Origin of the sequence: Litchfieldia alkalitelluris (genome assembly GCF_002019645.1) — a bacterium.
GTDB lineage: Bacteria > Bacillota > Bacilli > Bacillales > Bacillaceae_L > Litchfieldia > Litchfieldia alkalitelluris.
In genome coordinates, this window is record NZ_KV917374.1 from 5,131,115 (window position 1) to 5,149,232 (window position 18,118).

Annotated in this window: 17 protein-coding genes; 6 read left to right on the plus strand and 11 right to left on the minus strand. The window is 36.5% G+C overall.

Going from position 1 to position 18,118, the window contains the following annotated elements:
* Positions 1 to 182: 182 nt before the first annotated feature.
* From BK579_RS24020 to pdaA, 3 genes are all read right to left on the minus strand, one after another.
* Positions 183 to 1,661 carry an aldehyde dehydrogenase family protein gene (locus BK579_RS24020; protein WP_078549886.1) on the minus strand — a complete coding sequence of 493 codons (1,479 nt, stop codon included), beginning with the start codon at positions 1,659 to 1,661 and terminating at the stop codon, positions 183 to 185.
* 439 nt (positions 1,662 to 2,100) lie between these two features.
* Complete coding sequence (gene rlmD, locus BK579_RS24025) at positions 2,101 to 3,510, minus strand: 23S rRNA (uracil(1939)-C(5))-methyltransferase RlmD (RefSeq protein WP_407936263.1); 1,410 nt, start codon at positions 3,508 to 3,510, stop codon at positions 2,101 to 2,103.
* Between the two features lie 157 nt (positions 3,511 to 3,667).
* The gene (gene pdaA, locus BK579_RS24030) at positions 3,668 to 4,459 is read right to left on the minus strand and encodes a delta-lactam-biosynthetic de-N-acetylase (protein WP_235848610.1); all 792 of its coding nucleotides are present in this window, start codon (positions 4,457 to 4,459) and stop codon (positions 3,668 to 3,670) included.
* A gap of 182 nt (positions 4,460 to 4,641) precedes the next feature.
* Here pdaA and BK579_RS24035 point away from each other — a divergent pair, with 182 nt between their 5' ends.
* Positions 4,642 to 5,427: a formate/nitrite transporter family protein gene (locus tag BK579_RS24035; protein ID WP_078549890.1), complete on the plus strand. Its 786-nt coding sequence runs from the start codon at positions 4,642 to 4,644 to the stop codon at positions 5,425 to 5,427.
* 49 nt (positions 5,428 to 5,476) lie between these two features.
* On the opposite strand, the gene BK579_RS24040 is transcribed toward BK579_RS24035, so the two are convergent.
* The 5 genes from BK579_RS24040 to BK579_RS24060 form a co-directional block, all read right to left on the minus strand.
* Complete coding sequence (locus tag BK579_RS24040; RefSeq protein WP_078549892.1) at positions 5,477 to 7,015, minus strand: fumarate hydratase; 1,539 nt, start codon at positions 7,013 to 7,015, stop codon at positions 5,477 to 5,479.
* Positions 7,016 to 8,140: 1,125 nt separating this feature from the next.
* Positions 8,141 to 8,332 (minus strand): SE1561 family protein, encoded by a 192-nt coding sequence (locus tag BK579_RS24045; protein ID WP_078549894.1) that lies wholly within the window; start codon positions 8,330 to 8,332, stop codon positions 8,141 to 8,143.
* Between the two features lie 157 nt (positions 8,333 to 8,489).
* Positions 8,490 to 9,356, minus strand: a complete 867-nt coding sequence (locus tag BK579_RS24050) for a YfkD famly protein (protein WP_078549896.1) — start codon at positions 9,354 to 9,356, stop codon at positions 8,490 to 8,492.
* Positions 9,357 to 9,409: 53 nt separating this feature from the next.
* Entirely contained in the window at positions 9,410 to 10,054 is a 645-nt protein-coding gene (locus BK579_RS24055; RefSeq protein ID WP_078549898.1) for a YczE/YyaS/YitT family protein, read from the minus strand.
* Between the two features lie 145 nt (positions 10,055 to 10,199).
* Complete coding sequence (locus BK579_RS24060) at positions 10,200 to 10,586, minus strand: OsmC family protein (RefSeq protein WP_078549900.1); 387 nt, start codon at positions 10,584 to 10,586, stop codon at positions 10,200 to 10,202.
* A gap of 305 nt (positions 10,587 to 10,891) precedes the next feature.
* On the opposite strand from BK579_RS24060, the gene BK579_RS24065 reads away from it, so the two are divergent.
* Positions 10,892 to 12,067 carry an MFS transporter gene (locus BK579_RS24065; RefSeq protein ID WP_078549902.1) on the plus strand — a complete coding sequence of 392 codons (1,176 nt, stop codon included), beginning with the start codon at positions 10,892 to 10,894 and terminating at the stop codon, positions 12,065 to 12,067.
* Positions 12,068 to 12,612: 545 nt separating this feature from the next.
* The gene (locus BK579_RS24070) at positions 12,613 to 14,556 is read left to right on the plus strand and encodes a heavy metal translocating P-type ATPase (RefSeq protein ID WP_078549904.1); all 1,944 of its coding nucleotides are present in this window, start codon (positions 12,613 to 12,615) and stop codon (positions 14,554 to 14,556) included.
* Between the two features lie 125 nt (positions 14,557 to 14,681).
* Here BK579_RS24070 and BK579_RS24075 read toward each other — a convergent pair whose 3' ends face one another.
* From BK579_RS24075 to BK579_RS24085, 3 genes are read right to left on the minus strand one after another with little or no spacing between them, the layout of a single operon-like run.
* Positions 14,682 to 15,515 (minus strand): YihY/virulence factor BrkB family protein, encoded by an 834-nt coding sequence (locus tag BK579_RS24075; RefSeq protein ID WP_078549906.1) that lies wholly within the window; start codon positions 15,513 to 15,515, stop codon positions 14,682 to 14,684.
* A gap of 10 nt (positions 15,516 to 15,525) precedes the next feature.
* A complete protein-coding gene (locus BK579_RS24080; RefSeq protein ID WP_078549908.1) occupies positions 15,526 to 15,876 on the minus strand; it encodes a YtxH domain-containing protein in 351 nt (116 codons plus the stop codon).
* Positions 15,877 to 15,932: 56 nt separating this feature from the next.
* Positions 15,933 to 16,403, minus strand: a complete 471-nt coding sequence (locus BK579_RS24085) for a low molecular weight protein-tyrosine-phosphatase (RefSeq protein ID WP_078549910.1) — start codon at positions 16,401 to 16,403, stop codon at positions 15,933 to 15,935.
* Positions 16,404 to 16,714: 311 nt separating this feature from the next.
* Here BK579_RS24085 and BK579_RS24090 point away from each other — a divergent pair, with 311 nt between their 5' ends.
* The 3 genes from BK579_RS24090 to BK579_RS24095 all read left to right on the plus strand — a co-directional run bounded on the left by BK579_RS24090 (position 16,715) and on the right by BK579_RS24095 (position 18,107).
* The gene (locus BK579_RS24090; RefSeq protein WP_078549912.1) at positions 16,715 to 16,939 is read left to right on the plus strand and encodes a DUF1128 domain-containing protein; all 225 of its coding nucleotides are present in this window, start codon (positions 16,715 to 16,717) and stop codon (positions 16,937 to 16,939) included.
* Positions 16,940 to 17,009: 70 nt separating this feature from the next.
* Positions 17,010 to 17,168 (plus strand): hypothetical protein, encoded by a 159-nt coding sequence (locus tag BK579_RS25930; protein WP_169891245.1) that lies wholly within the window; start codon positions 17,010 to 17,012, stop codon positions 17,166 to 17,168.
* 69 nt (positions 17,169 to 17,237) lie between these two features.
* Positions 17,238 to 18,107 carry a metal-dependent hydrolase gene (locus BK579_RS24095; protein ID WP_078549914.1) on the plus strand — a complete coding sequence of 290 codons (870 nt, stop codon included), beginning with the start codon at positions 17,238 to 17,240 and terminating at the stop codon, positions 18,105 to 18,107.
* The last annotated feature ends 11 nt before the right edge of the window (positions 18,108 to 18,118 follow it).

The following is an 18,118-nucleotide window of genomic DNA, read 5'->3' on the forward strand; positions in this document are numbered from 1 at the left end:
CCACTAACTAAAAATTAGATTTATATTATTACTTACGATAATAGTTGAAAAAAGTTTCAATTAAAAAAGGAGTCCATCTTGGATAAAGATGGACTCCTTTTTCTAAGCAAGGTTGAACTTACTGTTCATTAACGGCAATCGCAATTGGATTTAAGCATAAAACCCCTACTCACATCACTTCATTATTCTGGAATATATGGTAATTCACCGACCTTCGGAATATTGATCACATGTGTATTTGTATAGGTTAAAAGTCCTTCTTTCCCATATTCCTGTCCAAATCCAGATTGTTTAACACCACCAAATGGGAAGCGCACATCTAGCCCTTGAACTGCGGCAGTATTTATCATTGTAGTTCCAGCCTGAATTTGTTTTGCAACTTTCACCGCATCTTCCTCTTTACCCCAAACAGAACTAGTTAAGCCATAAATACTGTCATTTACTAAATTAATTGCATCCTTTTCATCATCAAAAGGTAATATTGGAACTGTTGGTCCAAATTGCTCTTCGACAACAATTGGATCGTTATTATCTGCTCCCAAAACGACTGTGGGTTGCATAAAATAGCCTGTATTAAACAAGTCCTCATCAAGCACCTTACCGAGTTTAATCACTTTAGCCCCTTTACTTTCTGCATCATCAATTAAACTTTGAACATGATCTATTTGTTTCTTGTTATTAACTGGGCCAATGGTAACGTCCTTATTAAATGGATCCCCTACTCTAATCCACTTGTTTGCAGCCTCAATGTAATTTTCAACGAACGGTTTATAAATTGATTTGTCAACGTATATCCTTTTAGCAATCATACATATTTGCCCAGCAGTTAAGAAATTTGAAATAACGAGTCGACGCATTGCTCTCTCATCATTTACATCGAAGGTTTTCAGGAAAATGGCCGCATCATTTCCACCTAATTCCAGTGTTATATGCTTTAAGGTATCCGCAGCAGAACGCATGATATGTTTCCCTGTTTCAGTTCCGCCCGTAAAGGCAATTTTAGATACTTTTGGATTGGAGGTTAATTCAACACCTACTTCACTCTCTCCATGGACTAAGTTAAGGACCCCATTAGGAAACTCACTAGAAACCAGCTCGATTACCTTACTTACAGCAAGCGGAGCAAATGGACTCGGTTTTAAAACCATCGTATTACCTGCTAGTAGGGCAGGAGCAATCTTTATTGTAGAAAGGGCCAACGGATAATTCCAAGGTATAATTGCTGACACTACCCCAATTGCATCTTTAGCAATAATTGTTTTTCCATATTCATGTTCGTGAACTTCACTTTTCAATACTTCCTTAGCATTAGCACACGCATATTCCATCCAAGCTAATGTTACTCCTACTTCTCCATTGGAATCATATAGCGGTTTCCCGTGTTCTCTTGATAGCAATTCTGTAATTTCTGGAGTTGCATCTTTAATCTTTTTTATCGCCTTTCTCATACGTTCAATTCGATCTTCAATAGGAGTTTCTGCCCAACTAGGAAAAGCATTATGAGCAGAATTAATCGCCAATATCGCTTCTTCGCGCGTGTTAACCGGTGCATAACCAACAATTTCGCTTGGACGCGTTGGGTTTTCACGTGGAGCCAGTTTTTTAGTTTTGAATTTTTTCCCATCAATTATTGCATCAACCACAATTTGCTCTTGTTTCATAAAATCAACTCTCCTCTTAATCTTTTTATATCATTGTTTGTATCCTATCATGATTAAAAGGTTATAGTGTAATTGATAAAAGTTATCAGTTGTTATAACTAATAACTATAGCATCTATTCTTTAGTGACTAGTCACTGTCATCAAAAGTATAAAACTAATTTATTGGTTATACACTCCTCAGGAAAAAACAGCATCACAGCTCGTTTTCTACATAAGCATTATTGATAAAAGGTCAGTTGGACGAAAACCCCAGGAATGCGCTAATGCGGGCTATGCAATTAATATCGATAAAAAACTTAAATATCCTAAACTTATTCTTTATCCGTGAAGAGCATTTTCGACAAATGATCAACCCCGGTTCTCAGTTTTGAACTAATTGTACATAAAAGTACCCGATAGTGCAGACCTTTTTAAGTTGTCTACTCTATCGGGTACAGTTTAGAGGGTGCCTTCTTTTAAAATAAGTTGCGAGACACACTCCACATGCGCCGTATGAGGAAACATGTCAACAGGTTGTACATAATTCACTTTATAATTCTTTGATAATGTTTTAATATCTTTTGCTAATGTAGATGGATTACAAGATACATACACAAGTTTCTTCGGTTTTACCTTCATGACTGTTTCGAGTAGCTTTGAATCACAACCAGTTCGAGGTGGATCAACGACAACAACATCCGGTTTCCAGCCTTCTTTAACCCATTTTGGTAACCATTCTTCCGCTTTACCTGTAACATATGTAGCATTATCGATTCCATGTCTTTTGGCGTTCTTTTTCGCATCCGCGATCGCCTCACCAATGGTATCCATTCCTCTTAGTTCTGCTGCATCCTTAGCAAGCCAAAGGCCAATTGTTCCAACTCCACAGTATGCATCAACAATTTTCTCGTTTCCTGTTAACTGTGCTGCTTTTTTAACTTCATCATACAACTTTACGGTTTGGTATGGATTTAACTGAAAAAATGCCCTTGCCGACAATTCAAACTGTAAATCCCCAAGGGTTTCCTGAATGACTTCTTTTCCGTGAAGTGGTTGGGTAACATCTCCAAAAATGAGGGAGGTTTTATTGCCATTAATATTTTGAACAATAGATTTGACCTCAGGTAACCTTTTAGTGATTTCTTCAACTAACACTTGTTTTCTCGGGATGTTTTTCTCGGCAGTAATCAGAACCACCTGGACTTCCCCAGATTCCACACCCACTCTGGTGACAATTGTTCGCACAAGCCCTTTTCGATTTCGTTCATTATAGATGGAAATCTTTAGATCCTGTAAGATTCTCTTAATAACTTGTGTCACTTTATTTGTTGCCTCATGCTGGACCATACAATCTGCTATATCAATTAAATAATGTGAGTTTATCCCGTATAGTCCGGCAATTACCTTTTGCTTTTGTAAGCCAACTTGAAATTGACTTTTATTTCGGTAATTCCATGGATCTTCCATCCCAAGAGTTTGTTTTATATTAAGTTCTTCAATTGATACATTTGTATAACGTTCAAATGCTTGGACAACAATATCCCTTTTTTCCTTTAGTTGTTGATGATAATCCAAATGTTGAAGCTGGCAGCCGCCACATTGTTCATAAATAGGACACGGTGGAGCAATTCGATGCTCCGATTTCTTGCGAATTTTCTTTATCTTACCTTCAGCAAACTTCTCTTGCACTTTGGTCGCTTCGACAACGACTTCCTCACCCGGAAGTGCACCTGGTACAAAGACTACCTGCTTTTTAAAAAAGCCAACCCCTTCACCGTTTATACCTAAACGCTTGATTGTTAATGGAAAGGTTTGCCCTTCTTGAAGTTTTATATTATCATTAGACTTTTTTGTTTGAGGCTTCATCATTACAGCTCCATCTTATTTACTATACTCCTTACTAGTATAGCAAAAATTATCAAATCAAATGCAAAAACACACCTTTAAGCGTTTACCCAAAGGTGCCAAAGTGGATATCCCCTTCTTCTCACAATTCCAGGGACAGCCCCGAACCACAGCTCTAGAGCTAATTGATATTAAATAACAATGGTTCATCTATGTCCAATTTTTTTGTCATTAAATGATCTAGACTATGGAATGAATATCCATCAGCTTGAAGATCTGTTATGGCTTTTTCAAGCGCTTCAGCATTATCCTTAGAGACTGTATGAAGTAATAGAATTGCCCCGGGATGAATTTGTCTCATGATATTCTCATAAGCATATTCCCACCCTCGTTGTTGATCTACATGCCAATCAACAAATGCTAATGACCAAAATACATTTTGATATCCGAGTTCATTTGATAGTGCAAGTGTTCTTTCACTAAATACACCCCGAGGAGGACGTAAATATGCAACATCCTTTTGTCCTGTTAAACGCTCTGTTTCATCTCTAACTGAATTTAGCTCTCTTTTAAGGCGCTCATCACTTACCTTTGTTAAGTCGGGGTGATGCCAGGAGTGATTTCCTACAATATGACCTTCAGCTGCCATTCGTTTAACCAATTCTGATTGATCTTTTAGGTAATGTCCTGTTACAAAAAATGTAGCAGGGACATTCTTCTTCTTTAACACATCTAATATTTGTCCTGTATACCCATTTTCATATCCATTATCAAAGGTTAAGTAAACTTCTTTTTTGGTTGTATCTCCAAGATAATAAGTGCTATAATTTCCCAATAATACATTCAACTCTTCACCTGCATTTGGTGGTTCATGGTTTTGACTCTTTTTAAACCCCCAATGAATTGGTTGATTGGAATAATTCGCATTGGCATAAGAACTACATGAAAAGGTTATTCCAATTACAACAAGCAAAAAAACAATCCTATTCACCAAATGACCCTCCCTAAACTACAGCATGTTATTTGTTAATATTTGCAGAATCAGGCACTTCATGCTGGGAAGTGTTTTCCAATATCGTTTACTTGCTACATATCCTGTAGATCACTGGTTAAAATAGATGAGACATATTTTCTAGAGAAAGGTAACATGGTGCTATGGAAATTAAACCACTTGAACAAGTCGAGGAGCTCGCCTTAAAAAAAGTGATAATTTACTCAAAAAATCCTCTCCACTATATTGCTCGTTCAATGCTTGCAAGTATGTTTATTGGATTTGGGGTTATTGTTGCATTTAAAACTGGTGGTTTTTTTTACGCTGAACATTCACCGTTCACATATCCCATGGCAGCGATTACTTTTGGAGCAGCCATCATTTTAATCGCATATGGTGGCGGAGACTTATTTACAGGAAACACATTTTACTATACATACACTGCTCTTAGAAAAAAGATGAAATGGAATTTAGTATATAAATTATGGACTTTAAGCTATATCGGCAATATTCTTGGAGCGATCGTGTTTGCCTTTCTAATTTATACGACCGGTTTGTTCGATGATTACTCTGTTAATGGTTTTCTGTTAAGCGTTGCTGAGAAAAAAATCCATGCCCCCCTTTCCGAGCTCTTTTTCCGTGGAATTCTTTGTAATTGGCTTGTATGTCTTGCTTTCTTTATTCCAATGTCTTTACAAGGTGATGGCCCAAAACTTTTTACAATGGTGTTATTTGTATTTTGCTTTTTTATTTCTGGTTATGAGCATAGTATTGCCAATATGTGTACTTTTGCCATCGCACTCATCCTTGAACATCCTGAAACGATCACATTCGGCGGTGTTATCAGGAATTTAATCCCTGTTACAATTGGAAACCTGATTGGCGGAGCACTGTTAATGGGTGTTATGTATCATTATGTGAACAAGCCATTTTTAAAAGACGACAATTAAAAAGCCAAGACCACCATGTTTCAGTCTTGGCAATTTATTTAATCTTATCTTATTTAAAAACTGGTTCCTTGAATTGTGCAAGCTTCTCCAGAGATGATTTGTCCACATCTGCATGGAGACTATTTCCATGAGAGTCCATTGTTACAACTGCTGTGAATCCCTCAACTTGAAGATGCCACATTGCTTCAGGAATCCCAAATTGCATCAAGTCTACCCCATCTACACCTTTTATACAGTCTGCATAATATTGTGCGGCACCACCTATCGCATTCAAGTAAACCCCGCCATGCTCTTTAAGTGCAGCAAGTGTTTTTGGACCCATGCCACCTTTTCCAATTACGGCTCTTATCCCAAACCTTTTCATGATATCGCCTTGATAAGGTTCTTCTCGGATACTTGTTGTAGGTCCGGCTGCTTTTACATGCCAATTACCTTCATCATCCTTAAGCATAACTGGTCCACAATGGTATATAATCTGACCATCTAAATCAACAGGAGCCTCATGATCACTCAAATATTTATGAATCGCATCACGACCAGTAAACATTCTTCCGTTTATACGAACCACATCTCCCACTTTTAACTGACGAACCTGTTCTTCAGTAATTGGTGCTTGTAACTCAACCATCTTTGCTTCTTCTTTGGTCGTTTCTTGGATTCTTCCATCTTCTTTGGAAAAATCAATTTCTTCTCCTTCTTGGTATAACCAGTCATTTATATCACCTGAATGCTGGTCAAGAGTCACCCCAAGGCGGCGGAATGCCCAACAATTATATGCGACTGAGACGAAGAAGCTTGCAGGGATACGATTCATAACTCCTACCTTACAGCCAAGTAATGTCGCTTCACCACCAAACCCCATTGTACCAATTCCAAGCTTGTTGGCATTTTCCATTACATAGTCTTCTAACTTTTTGAGGTCTTCATGACTATTTTCATCTTCAACACTACGGAATAATTGATCCTTTGCCAGCTCATAGCCTGAAGTACGGTCTCCACCTATTCCAACCCCGATAAAACCGGCACTACAGCCTTGACCTTGGGCTTGGTAGACTGAATGCATAACACATTTACGAATACCATCTAAATCTCTTCCAGCTCTTCCTAAACCATCCAATTCACACGGAAGACTGTATTGAATGTTTTTATTCTCACAGCCACCACCCTTTAAGATAAGGCGTGCATCAATATAGTCTTTTTCCCATTGTTCAAACTTTATGACAGGTGTCCCATATCCCAAGTTATCTCCACTGTTTTCCCCTGTCAGTGAATCAACTGAATTTGGGCGTAGCTTCCCATCCTTTGTTGCTTGAGCAATTGCTTTAAAAATCGCTTCCTTTATTTTAAGTTGATTAACCCCAATCGGAGTTTTAATTTTAAAGGTTGGTAAACCTGTATCCTGACAGATTGGTGATACATTATCATCCGCCATCTTTATATTATTTGTAATGGTTGCAAGTGACATTGCAGCACGTGTCCCTGCATTTTCAAGTGCTTTAGCTTTGGCTACAGCACGTCTCACATCCTTAGGAAGTCTTGTAGATGTTTCCACAATTAACTTGTACATACTTTCTTGAATTTTTTCCATTTTTACTACCCCTCTCCCTTGTTTCCCCTATAAAACATATTCAATAATCACTTTTATATTATAAAAATTTTAAATTATTCTGACCAATTACTACAGGTACAATTATAACCTGTTACCTCTTATTCGAAAAGAGTTATGCAAACGGATACAGATCTTTTGGTGAAATTCGATGAAATTCGTTGGATATAGTCGAAGGTTTTTGGTTTTGGCTTCTGATTCCCAGACGGATGTTCAGCTCAGTCCACTAGTTGGGTGCTCACGCCGGACTCAGTTTGGTTCTCGCCTGTTCTTTAATTAAATGTGGTCGCATTTAGCTTGATTCCCGCCGCATTTTCTGTTATTCTCGCCGCATTTCTCACTCAACCCGCCGGATTCCATTGCACAGGTTACTCTCGGTGGGTGCTTGCGCCGCATTTTCTGTTATTCTCGCCGCATTTTTCATTCAACCCGCCGGATTCCATTGCACAGGTTACTCTCGGTGGGTGCTTGCGCCGCATTTAGCTTGATTCCCGCCGCATTTTCTGATATTCCCGCCCCATTTTTCACTCAACCCGCCGGATTCCATTGCACAGGTTACTCTCGGTGGGTGCTTGCGCCGCATTTAGCTTGGTTCCCGCCGCATTTTCTGTTATTCTCGCCGCATTTTTCATTCAACCCGCCGGATTCCATTGCACAGGTTACTCTCGGTGGGTGCTTGCGCCGCATTTAGCTTGGTCCCGCCGCATTTTCTGTTATTCCCGCCCCATTTTTCATGCATTTAGCTTAATTCCCGCCGCATTTCCTGTTATTCTCGCCCCATTTATCATACAACCCGCCGGATTCCATTGCACAGGTTCCTCTCGGTGGATGCTTGCGCCGCATTCAGCTTGATTCCCGCCGCATTTTCTGTTATTCTCGCCGCATTTAGCTTGATTCCCGCCGGATTCCTTAGCACAGGTTACTCTCGGAGGATGATTGGCAATTTCCTCAACTGAATTTCCTTATGAGATTTCTCCCACCAGCACTATTTCGGGTTCACGCCGCTTTTCAATCAACTCTCGCTAGATTCCACACCAAGGTTTCCCCTCAAATCCCCCCCCACAGAATACTATCTCAATCCAATAAAAAAACCACCAATAAGGCGGTTTATTCTTCTTCCCAATCATTTTTAAATTGGTCATACTTAAACTCTAAATCATCCAACATTTTGATTAATCGATCAATATCATCTAAATCTGTAGATTCAGGATCTAAAGAATCTATAACGTCTAAAAACATGTTTAAACGATTTTTCAAATATGAAATTTGTGAGTCTTTATCGTGAATTGCATTACCCAAGTAAATCGCTCCTTTCCGTATTATCATATTAAAGATGCTTATTTATGGCAATCTTTAAGAAGGTAATTTCTCTTCTTATTATTACCCGTATACAGATTAGTACACACTTTTTGCAAGACAAAAAAAAACGCTTAATCAAGCGTTTTTTTATTAATTCTTACCTCGGCTTTTCTGTAGCTATAAATCCAAATGATATATGATCTTGAACTGGAATCCAGGCCCCAATTCCTTGATGAGTTACATTTTTAACCACAATGCTTTTCTTACTTCCTTTTAATACGAGATAGACTTCACCGTAAGTTACTTTCCCTTTTTCGTTAACTGCAGGTGCATATCCATATAAATAGCCCAAGCGTTTTGATGGAATATTATAGATTTGGTCTTTTTTAGTGCCAGCACCGATGATTGTTGTAAAAGACAACGGAAGCTTTGTTTTATTCGCTGCAGTAATTAACATCATTTTTTTCACTTCATCATCACTGTCAATTTTTGCAGTTAAACCACCCTTAACTTGCTTTTGGGCTTCTTGTTGATAATGGATTTGGTAAGGTGCTTTTCCACCACGATTATCATAGTAGTTAGTATTAACCTTTTGATATTCCCAGTTAATGCTTGTTTCAGAAGATTCGTAGTTCAGCGCCCATTGTCCAAGATAAATCGTAGCACGATAACCTATTGCTAATGGAGTAGTTGAAATTGACGATTCGTTAAGGATTTTTATTAAATCCGGATTCTCAATTTTTACTTCAGCAGTATTAATTAACTCCTCCGCAAGATCACTTGGCTGTAAATATGGTAAATCTTGCGTTGGGTTTGGATAGGTATTTTCTTTCGTGATATTCATTACTGAATTAGGTATCTCAAATTTTTCAGCAGCTTCAGTTTCTTCTGGTTGTTGTTTTGGTTTTTCTTCCTTATCCTTTTTTTCCTCAACAGGTTTATCTTTATTTTTCTCAGCGAAAACATCATTCGACAGACTTAATAATAAAACTATAGCAGCAAAACAATGAAATAGTACTTTCATCTAAGAGACTCCTTTCAACCTTTTGCTGTTAGTTTTTTCGAATAAAAATGAAATTATCCATTCTTTTTTGCAAATACCTGCTTTTCTCTTGTTAACATATCCATACACTTTTCTAATGTTGGGAAGAACAATTGGATTAGAGGTCCTATACTGAAGGTAATTATGATCGTTCCAATTCCAATTGGGCCTTTAAAAATAAACGCAAGGATTAAAGCTGTAACTTCACCAATTGTCTTGGCAACCATTAAATTCACTTTTAACCTTTCCCTAATTGCGACCATTAATTGGTCAATCGGTGAAAGTGGAAATTTCGCCTGTAAATAGGTTGCAATCCCAAACGCAAGTGCAATGATTCCTAAAATCAACAGCAATATTTTTTGCCCAAAGTCAGTTGGGACAAGATCTCCGAACATATAAATAAGCCAAAAATCAATAAAAAAGCCAATCAGGGTAATCGTAATGATTGCTAAATAGGCAGGTCTTGATTTTAACAAAATAGCATTGAGGATAATTAAGATAATACCGACAATAATTGTCCAAGTTCCTACTGTAAAACCAATGATGTTGGAAAGTCCTACGTTTAACGCATCCCAAGCACCTGCTCCTAAATCTGCAACAATGGTCAAACTAATCCCTAATGAGATGACGAACAACCCAATTAGATAAAATAGCGTTCTATAGTAATAAGTTTTAATCATTCAAGTTACTCCTTGTGAATTCTATTCAATTTATTGTTAGTAAAATTTATAGTATATCAGACATCATTTTTAATTCATATTTTTTATTTCTTATGAAAATTCATAAAAAAAATGCGTTAACAACTTAACGCATCTTGATAAATTACTACTGTGTAATTAACTCAAATGTTTCCTCAATTTCAATACTATTCTTAACGGATTGTGCCATAGGGCAATTTTTTGCTGCTAAATGTATGGATTGTTCTATTTTTTTAGGATCTAGATCAGTCCCTTTAATTAAATAATGTATACAGATTTTTTCAATTCGATTCGCTTCAGCCTCATTTCGAGTAACAGCTGATTTTATTGTAAGATCATCAATTTTTATTCTTTTCTTATCAAGAATTTTTCTTAACACGCCACCACTACAAACAACAATAGATGATACCATTAGTTGAAACGGTCTATATCCATGTGCTTCATCACCTGCTACATGTAATTCACCAAATTCAAATTCTGTGGTAAACCCAACTTCCTTCATTTTAAATTCCATTATGTAATTCACTCCAGACTGTAAATTAAAATATGTACTAAAAATATAAATGAGATGCCACCTTTTAGCAAATGTTATCTATTAAGAATGCCTGGCTATCCTTTCTCCAACAGATTAATCTTGAGGTGCATTTGCTGGTTTTCATTGGAGATCGTAGTTTAAATTTAACCTAACTAATCTATTTAGTGTATCAGTAACAGTAAAAAACCCTTTATCGTGACAGACAACCCCAAACTTTTGTATGATGTATGTTGTGATTAAAATAACTCGATGTTTTTAATCAATTTTCTGTATTGGAGATCGTTATGCAAAATACAAACATTCGTTTTTGGGTTTTGGTTAGTATTGTAGCTATTTCAGGTTTCAGTCAAGGGATGCTTTTACCTTTAATTGCAGTCATCTTTGAGACTAGTGGTGTCTCTTCATTTTTGAACGGATTAAATGCTACAGCCTTATATATAGGTGTATTATTGGCTTCCCCTTTCATGGAGCAGCCCCTAAGAAAATTCGGATATAAGCCAATCATCTTGATTGGTGGATTAATTGTGATTATTTCACTTGCCCTCTTTCCTGTATGGCAATCATTTTGGTTCTGGTTCGTCTTACGTTTATTAATTGGGATAGGAGACCATGCTCTTCATTTTGGTACACAAACGTGGATAACCGACTTTTCTCCTGCTAACAAGCGAGGCAGGAATATATCACTTTACGGACTATTTTTCGGAATAGGTTTTGCAATCGGTCCTTTAATGACACCTTTAGTACATATTAATGAAGCTTTACCCTTTATACTATCATCGGTTTTATGCCTAATAAGCTGGTCATTTCTATTTTTACTGAAAAACGAACATCCTGAACAAGACGTAGAGATGAATTCCTTTTTTGATACAATGAAAAGATTTTCAGCAGCTTGGAAATATGGTTGGGTTGCCTTTTTACCACCGCTTTCATATGGATTCCTTGAGGCTTCTTTAAATGGCAGCTTTCCTGTCTATGCCCTTAGAATAGGATTAGATGTAAAAAATGTCTCCTTCCTATTGGTTTCATTTGCAATTGGTGGGATTGTTTTCCAACTGCCATTAGGAATATTGAGTGACAAATATGGAAGAAGGAAAACTTTAATAGCCATTCTAACACTTGGGTTTATAAGCTTTACAACAGCTGGCTTTCTTGAGCAATCATTTTTTCTACTCGCTTTATGTTTATTTATTGCCGGCATGTTTGTTGGCTCCACCTTCTCACTGGGTATTTCCTACATGGCTGATTTGATGCCTAAAAATTTGCTACCTACAGGGAATATTATGTGCGGAATCTTCTTTAGTCTCGGAAGCCTAATTGGGCCGTCTTTTGGGGGACTTTTTATTCAATATATTAAAAACATAAGTTTCTTCAGTATTATTAGCTTTTTGTATTTAGCAATTCTTCTGCTCATTTTGTTTAAAGGTAGAAAGACCTCTATGGTTATCGCGAATCAGCATTAAAAGTCCGACTATCAACAAAACAAGTTGATAGTCTTTTTATTTCTTTTTACCTATTTTTCCAAAAATCGTTAGATGCGGAAATCGAACATATCTATAATACTTCGTATTATTTGCTTGAAGAGATCGCCGAATAACTTTAAGAAAAGCGCAAGCGCGACTTAGTCAGCCCCGAAAAGAGATGGAAGATTCTGATGACTAGGGCTCTTAAAGCTCTCTAGTGATTTGGCGCTGGAGCTAGTCACCATAAATACTTGATTCAAATTATACACATTCTCTTTTCTGCAAACACCAGACCACTTGAAGGGCCTGGTGTTTTTGTGCACATTTGATCATTTTGATTCATATTATAAAAAAAGTTTTGCAAGACTTCACAATTAGAGCCTATTTTATTTTTAGAAGACATGATATAATTAAATTATAATAATTTTAATATAGGAATATCTCTTGTAATTTTGCTGCTGTCATACCTGACGGCAGCTTTCGCTATTTTATAAGGGTACTGATTCTGATTATTTTTCTCAATTAGAAAATAGGAGGCGATAATAATGGAAACTGAAATTAGAACACAATCTTCAAATAAACCAAGCATAAGTAACGTTAATAAAAAGAGACGCTTTCCTCTGTTTACACAAATAAAGGAGCATGGAGAATTAGTCGCAGCAATTATATCTGGCCTTATGATTTTAGTAGGGTATACGCTCACAAAAACTAATGGAGACAATCTTGCTGTGGCTATGTTTTTAACTGCTTTTATCGTCGGTGGATTCGCTAAAGCAAAAGAAGGAATTGAAGATACGATCCAAAATAAAGAGTTAAATGTAGAAATGCTGATGATTTTTGCTGCAATAGGCTCCGCGATTATTGGTTATTGGATGGAAGGGGCTATTCTCATCTTTATTTTTGCATTAAGTGGGGCTCTTGAGACTTATACAATGAATAAAAGTCATAGGGAAATATCCGCATTAATGAAAATGCAACCAGAACAGGCAACCTTATTAGCAAACGGCACTCAAAAAATTGTAAGTGTTTCAAGCTTAAAAATAGGAGATCGTATCTTAATTAAACCTGGCGAAAGAATTTCCGCTGATGGAAAACTTATTAGAGGTCAAACAAACATTGATGAGTCAACTATTACAGGGGAATCTCTACCTGTCTCTAAAAGTATTGGGATGTTTGTTTATGCAGGTACTGTGAATTTACAGGGGTCAATCACAGTAGAGGTTAACAAAAAAAGCAGTGATACCCTCTTCCAAAAAATTATTCAGCTTGTTCAAAATGCCCAGAGTGAAAAATCACCTTCACAGTTGTTTATTGAAAAATTTGAAGGTTTATATGTTAAATGTGTGTTAGCTGCAGTAGGTATAATGATGTTTTTGCCATACTTCTTATTAGGTTGGAGTTGGAATGAGACCTTTTATCGCGCAATGATTCTTTTAGTTGTTGCATCACCATGTGCACTTGTTGCCTCGATTATGCCAGCTACCTTGTCAGCGATATCTACTGGCGCTAGACACGGGATTTTATTTAAAGGTGGTATTCACCTTGAACAACTAGGAAACCTTAAAGCAATTGCTTTTGATAAAACCGGAACTTTGACTAAAGGGAAACCCGAAGTAACCGCAACGATTGTCAGGGAAGATATCTCTGAACAGGACTTTATTCATCATATAGCGTCAATTGAACAACACTCTACACATCCATTAGGACAATCAATTGTTTTGCATGCTGAACAAAAACTTGGCTTAAAACTGTTACAACCTGATGGGATTGAAGATGTTCCTGGATGGGGAATCATAGGGACAGTCAATAATAAAGAATGGAAAATTGGGAAAGCAGAGTTCGTTGGTGAAACCATCGCAAAACAATTTAACAATAACATATCTAATCAACTTGCTTCAGAAGGAAACACAATTATATATGCTAGTGACTCTAAAGGAATTATCGGATTAGTTGCGCTAAAAGATACTGTTCGTACAGATACAGCAGATTCGATTAAGCAATTAAAACAATTAGGCATTCATACAATCATGCTTACTGGGGATGGCGAAAAAACAGCATCTGCTATTGCAACCGAAAGCAAAATAGATGACTATATCGCTGGATGCTTACCTGAGAACAAAGTCAAACATATCAAGGACTTGAAGGCCAAATATATAACTGTCGCGATGGTTGGCGATGGAATCAATGATGCCCCTGCCCTTGCAACAGCAAATGTAGGAATTGCAATGGGTGAAGGTACAGATGTTGCGCTAGAAACAGCTGATATTGTATTAATGAAAAATGACCTCACGCGAATTGCAGAGGCTGTTCAACTGTCAAAACGAATGAACCGCATTATTAAGCAAAACATTATTTTCTCAATCACGGTGATTATGCTTTTAATCTGTTCAAACTTCCTTCAAATCATTGATTTACCTTTTGGGGTAATAGGTCATGAAGGAAGTACCATTCTAGTTATTTTAAACGGACTTCGGTTATTAAAAGCGTAAGTAAAGCGATTTTCGTAAATTTTTCACTTTTGCACTGGCCAAAAATTTATCAATACTCTTGAAAAGAGAGCATAAGATAGGAGCGTCTAAGGTTATACTTAGCGCTCCTTATCTTATACTGATACCTATCTTTCTGCCCTAATCCTCTTACAATTTAGGATTGCATTGATTTCGCCACCAATAATAATAATCATCCCTGATAAGTAAAACCAAATCATAAGAACAATAATCCCACCTAGACTCCCATAAGTGGCTGAGTAATTCCCAAAAGTGCTTACATAATATGAAAATCCGAGGGATACAAACATCCAACCGAACGTGGAAAAGATAGACCCACTTAACACTTCCTTTAATTTTAGCTTTTTGTTTGGAGCGAAGTAGTAAAGACAACTAAACACAATAAATAAAATTCCAGCACTAAACAACCAACGAATCGCATTCCAAACACTTAAAAACTCTGATGAAAATCCGAAAGCTGAGAAAATAAACATCCCAATTTGACGACCAAATACTGGTAGTAATAAAGCAACCACAATCACGATAACCATTCCAAGTGTCAATAAGATTGACATTCCCCTCGCAACTAGAAAATGTCTACTTTCCTTCACATCATAGGCTCGATTAAATGCACGAACAACAGCGTTGATTCCGTTTGATGCTGACCAAATAGTAGCAATAATACCGAATGATAAAAGTGTCCCATTGTGAGAACCGATTATAGAGTGTAAGTTTCGCTCAATCATCTCAATCGTACCTTCTGGTGCATATTCGCGTACACTGTTTAAAATATCAATATCTGAAATCGGCAAAAAACCTATTAACGTTATACTAAAAATGAGAAAAGGAAATAGTGATAGTAAGAAAAAGTAGGCTAACTCTGCAGAAAGCCCTGCAACTTCATCCTCATTGAATCGCTTTATAAGATCTTTTATAAATTCCCAGCCTTTACTTATACTCATCAAAACACCTCTATTCCTCAAGCCTCCTGTTCTCGTCTACAGACTTGAAACTTGTAAAAACATCTTGAGTATCTTTTATCATATTTATCATTTCAGGAGTTGTACGATTTAATTCACTTACTTTCCCTGTTATAAATCGAATATCCTCTGACACCTGTTCAAGCGTCGTCCGAACCTGGTGGATATTTTCCTTCATCTCACTAGCAACTTGCCCTGGATGTTTAATAAGATGGGCTGCCTTTTCCCCGGCTTTTATCGTCCCATTGACCACTTGTTCTCTTGTTTCACGGTCAAACAACGAAATCGCAGCACCTACGACTGCACCAAGCAGCATTCCTTCTACCATTTTATTTCTAGCCATAAAATACAATCCTCCATTTTATATAACCTATTTTGATTTATTTAAAACTAGTCCAACTATAAATGTTTCTCTCTCCTAATTGTCTCTAATAAACCACGACAGCCACTTGAAATCAAATCATAAACCTCATCAAAATTACCAGTATAATATGGGTCTGGGACATCCTCTATTTTACTGTCTGTTACATAATCCAATAATCTTCCTATGTACCCTGTTTGTTTGTAACCAGCAATTCTTCTTAAATTCCCTAGATTTTCTGCATCCATTGCAATAATATAATCGAAATTAACAACATCAGTATTGACCACTTGTCTAGCCTTAATCCCTTCATGACTTATTCCCTTATCGTTTAAAACTTGACGGGTTCCTTCATGAGGAGGCTTGCCCACATGCCAGTGTCCTGTACCTGCTGAATCCACTTTTATTTTATCATTCAAACCAGCATCGTTTAGCATATTTCGGAAGACTGCTTCAGCCATTGGAGACCTGCAAATATTACCTAGACAAACAAATAACACATTAACCATTTTATATCCCCCTCCTACATTTCTTTTAATATAAAACTGACTTCGTAAACTTTGTTGCTTTTAAAAGGTCTTTTGAAATTACTTTGAATTAAGTAGAGTGGCATCTTTTCTTGCTAAAATAAAAACCATAATTCTGAAAAAAATAGTGTATTTTCTATAATTAGGTCACCTAGCAACAATATTTCAGAAAAGACCTAATATAATTATAATCAAAACTGCAAGTTTAATGAAATAAGGAGAAGAATAAAGGAATAGATTTATCGCAAAACATGATACAATAGTAAAAAGGATATTTCGAAAGGATGAAACTTATGGATTTAACTCAAAAATCTGTCGAAAATGTTGAATTTATGATTGAAAAAATAAAAGACAAGCTTAAGGTGCTTAATTTAGGTGCGATAAAACCATCACACTTCGATGAAGAGATGTACGAAGAATTAACAGAGATCTATGATTTAGTGATGAAAAAAAATTCTTTTAGCCCTAATGAGATGCAAGCATTAGTTGAAGAGCTAGGCTCACTACGTAAAAAATAGTACATAACAAAACACAGTTATAACCTTTTCCTCCTCTGCATATATGTGTATAAAGGGGGAGATGGTTATTATGGTGGGAATGTGGTTAACAACACTTGTCATGTTTGGTTTCCTCATTTTTGGGGTCGTTTTTATTATTTATGTGTTAAGGTGGGGGATTGAACCACATGATGCAGTTAAAATTGATCCATTACCAAGTAATAAGAATCAAGATTCTCCAAAAAAGTAACGAGACGAGGTTGTTCTATTATTAGGACAACCTTATTTATTAATTTCATTTGTACGGGGTGAACGTTGTTTGGATACAGTAACACATACACTTTTTGGCATGACTTTATATGGAGCAATAAATAAAGAAAATGATTCAAAGGCAACAAAAAAGTCCCTTTTACTCGCAACAATTGGAGGAAGCCAGATACCCGATATTGATGTGATATCAAGATTTTGGGATACAGAAGGACTTTATCAGATGTGGCACCGGGGAATTACACATTCATTATTCCTTGTACCAATTTGGGCACTCGTTTTAACACTACTTTGTATCGTTCTTTTCAAGGTAAAAGACTATAAACGATTATTTTTCATATCGTGTATTGCCGTATTCATACATAATACGAGTGATCTTTTCAATGCATGGGGGACAGGCTATTTTGAGCCATTCTCCTCCATTCGCATTACTTTTGGAGTTATTCCGATTGTTGATGTCATCTTTTGGTTAATTATGATTTCATCAATGATTATCTCTAAGTACATAAAGCAGAATCGACATCAGTTATTTCGTTTAGCATGGCTACTAATTGTTTTACACGTATCTATTCAATCTGTTCAAGGATACTTTATATATAAGCAATATGAGAACAACTATGATCAATTAGCACTTTCTGCTAGCTTTATTCCCTGGAATTATACGGTCATTGGTAAAAGTGATGATATTGTTGAGATTACTGATGATACTTTATTTACTAAACCAAAGCCAATGTATACATTACATTCACAAGATAATGCAAATTTAGAAGTACTTTTTAATCTTAATCCAAGTGCTCATACATTATATCACTGGTCTCCTTTTGTTGTGGTTGTTGATGATGATACAAGACTAGGTATTTATGATCCACGTTTTTATATGAATGGAGAATCGTTTTTATTTGAATATATAGTAAAACAATAATTTCAAAAGAG